This is a genomic window from Natrinema soli, assembly GCF_028618695.1.
Genome location: NZ_JAQIVI010000104.1, coordinates 1 through 3175 on the forward strand (window position 1 = coordinate 1; position 3175 = coordinate 3175).

General features: G+C 64.3%; 5 protein-coding genes. 4 read left to right on the forward strand and 1 reads right to left on the reverse strand.

What is annotated here, in order from left to right:
* On the reverse strand, positions 1-221 hold a 221-nt coding region (locus tag PGX04_RS07340), incomplete at its 3' end, for an enoyl-CoA hydratase/isomerase family protein (protein ID WP_273737911.1).
* Positions 222-335: 114 nt separating this feature from the next.
* Here PGX04_RS07340 and msrA point away from each other — a divergent pair.
* The 4 genes from msrA to PGX04_RS07360 all read left to right on the forward strand — a co-directional run.
* On the forward strand, positions 336-875 hold the full coding sequence (gene msrA / locus PGX04_RS07345) for a peptide-methionine (S)-S-oxide reductase MsrA (RefSeq protein ID WP_273737912.1): 540 nt from the start codon (positions 336-338) through the stop codon (positions 873-875).
* A 102-nt stretch (positions 876-977) separates the two neighbouring features.
* Positions 978-1997 (forward strand): hypothetical protein, encoded by a 1020-nt coding sequence (locus tag PGX04_RS07350; RefSeq protein WP_273737913.1) that lies wholly within the window; start codon positions 978-980, stop codon positions 1995-1997.
* 145 nt (positions 1998-2142) lie between these two features.
* Entirely contained in the window at positions 2143-2568 is a 426-nt protein-coding gene (locus PGX04_RS07355) for a CBS domain-containing protein (protein WP_273737914.1), read from the forward strand.
* A 166-nt stretch (positions 2569-2734) separates the two neighbouring features.
* Positions 2735-3175: FAD-dependent oxidoreductase (locus PGX04_RS07360; RefSeq protein ID WP_273737915.1), on the forward strand; the 441-nt coding region annotated here is incomplete at its 3' end.

The following is a 3175-nucleotide window of genomic DNA, read 5'->3' on the forward strand; positions in this document are numbered from 1 at the left end:
GTGGGGAGATCGCGCATGTACGTGATGTCCGCGCCGGCGATGAACGCGTCGCCGGCACCCGTCAGGACGAGAACGCGCGCGTCCTCGTCCGCGGCCGTCGCGATCGCCTCGCCCATCGCTTCGAGCGTTTCGACGTTCAACGCGTTGAGCGCGTCGGGGCGGTCGACGGTCAGTGTTGCAACGTCTCCGTCCCACTCGAGTCGGACTGTGTCCCAGGACATACCGCGGCGTTCGACTGCCACCGGCATATCGTTTCGCACGGCCGGAGCGATCGAACGCTGCCCGCGACCACGGCCCCCGTCACACCTTTCCTCGCTCGCACCCTACCGGAAGGTATGGAACGAGCCACGTTCGGCGGCGGTTGCTTCTGGTGTACGGAGGCGGCGATGAAGGAACTCGAGGGCGTCGAGTCGGTCACATCCGGATACGCCGGCGGGCACGTCGAGGATCCGTCTTACCGCGAGGTCTGCTCCGGAAACACCGGCCACGCGGAGGTCGTGCAGGTGGCGTACGATCCCGACGTAATCGGATACGACGAACTGCTCGAGGTGTTCTTCGCCACCCACGATCCGACGCAGCTGAACAGACAGGGGCCCGACGTCGGAACCCAGTACCGCTCTATCGTGCTGTCTCACGACGAGGACCAGCGGAGACAGGCCGAGGCCTACATCGAGGCGCTCGACGAGGAGTACGACGATGACGTGGTGACCGAACTCGAGTCGCTCGAGACGTTCTACCGCGCCGAGGAGAAACATCAGGACTACTTCGAGAAGAATCCCAACGACGCCTACTGCACGATGCACGCGGCCCCGAAAGTCGAGAAGGTCCGCGAGAAATTCGAACGGAAGACGAAATCAGCGGGCGAAGCCAGATAACAGCGCCCGCCCGCGCTGGTTCCGAGCTCCCGCGAATATTCTCGCCGTTAGCCGACCACCCCGACGTTATTTGAGACTCCCCAGATACGTTCTACGGGAGGAATGCCGTTCACAAAATACTCGCTACAGAGCGTTCGACGGGGGATCCGGAACCCGGACCTCGTCTGGACGGAACTCTGCAAGTACCTCTGGTCGGCCCACCGGAACGTCTTCGAACTTCGTCACGGGAGCGGCATCGATATCATGGCCGAAGACTGGGACACGCTCATCGTCCTCGACGCCTGCCGATACGACGTCTTCGCCGCGCGGAATCACATTGACGGGACCCTCGAGTCCCGGCTGTCTGCCGGCTCGAGCAGCCCGGGGTGGATCGACGCGAACTTCGCGGGGAAGACCCACCACGACACCGTCTACGTGAGCGGGAACGCCTTCACGGCAGATATCGGAGACAACGTGTTTCACGCGATCTATCCGGTCGCGCCGGAACCGGTCGCGGAGTCGTCGGCCGTCGACGCGAGCGACGTCCTGAATCCCGAGCTGCTGGAAGACAGTTACGCGATTGATCCGGAAACGGTCGTCGAGCGAGCGCTCGAGGCCCACGAGAAACACCCGAACAAGCGGTTGATCGTCCACTTCCTCCAGCCCCACGTCCCGCTCATCGGTGAGACCGGCCTCGAGATCTACCAGCGGATCGACGCCGAGAGCGATCTCTCGTCGCATTCGCGCGGCGGTCGAGGCGACCGCTTCGGCGCGTTGAACGTCCAACTGTACGAGATAATCGAGAGCGACGAGTTCGAGATCGATATCGCGGACCTGCGCCGCGCGTACGTGGAGAACCTCGAGATCGTACTCCCGTTCGTCGACCGATTGATTCGAGAACTGGACGGGAGGTCCGTCGTCTCGGCCGATCACGGCGAACTGCTCGGCGAGCGGCTGCTCCCCTTCACGAGCCGAAAGTACGGCCACTTCGAGTACCTGGCGGCGGAGCAGTTACGACGAGTGCCGTGGCACGTCGTCGACGCGGACGATCGCCGACGGATCGTCGCGGAATCGCCGATCGAGTCCGCGCGAATGGACGAGGCGGAGGTGACGGAGAAGCTTCGAGTACTGGGATATCGGTGAGCGGACCGTTTCGGCGTCCGGGTTTCGAGGACGGTATAACCCCGTTAGGTGCGGATCTGATGTCGTCGGTTCCGGATCTTCCGCCGACGGTTTCGTGTGAAGGGGCTCGTTTGAATACCAGTCGGGGAGTCGTTTGAACCGAATCATGTCCGTTGGCAAACTCGGTCCCCAAGACGTCGTTACGACGAGTCCAGACAGCGAACTCGAGGAGATCGCGGAGACACTCGAGGAGGAGAACGTCGGTTCGATCGTCGTCACCGAAAACGACGAACCGATCGGGATGATCACCGACCGCGATGCGGCGCTCGCGATCCACGAGTACGACGATGTCGGGTCGGTATCGGTCGACGAGGTAATGACCGAAAAACCGGTGACGGTCCACGAGAACGACGATCCGGTCACGATCTCGGAGGCGATCCGGGACAACAACGTCCGCCGATTCCCGATCGTCGACGACGACGGCGAACTGGCAGGCGTCGCGACGCTGGACGACCTGGTCGCGACGATCGGCGAGGAACTCGAGAACGTCGCGGACACGATCGAGGCTCAGTCGCCCGATTACAGCCCGTAGCACCAGCGTCGACGCCTCGAGTCGGCAGACGGCTCGAGCAACCACGGGTCGGCCTCGATATCGGCCCGCTGTCGTCCGCTTTTCGACCGCGTCTGGGTCGTCGCAACCGAGTCCGCTGTCCGTCGAACAGTGAAAGGTACGTCCGTTCGGGGCGCGTCGTTCGGATATGGACAATCGAACGGACGTTCTCGTCATCGGCGGCGGTGCGACCGGAACGGGAATCGCCAGAGACCTCGCGCTTCGGGGCGTCGACGTCGCGCTCGCCGAGCGGGGTGGACTGTCGTCGGGCACCTCGGGGCGGTCACACGGCCTGCTCCACAGCGGCGCTCGCTACGCCGAGGCCGACGGGCCGGAGGCTCGAGCGTGTCTCGAGGAGAACCGCATCCTCCGGGATATCGCCGGCGAGTGTCTCCGAGAGACGCGGGGACTGTTCGTGCAACTGGCCGACGACGATCCGGCCTACTTCGAGGCGAAACGCGACGCCTGCGAGGACATCGGGATCCCGACCGAAACGCTCGACGGCGAGAGTGCCCGCGGGGCGGTCCCGGGCCTCTCGGCCGACGTCGAACGGGCGATGTGGGTCCCGGACGCGGTCGTCGCACCGTCC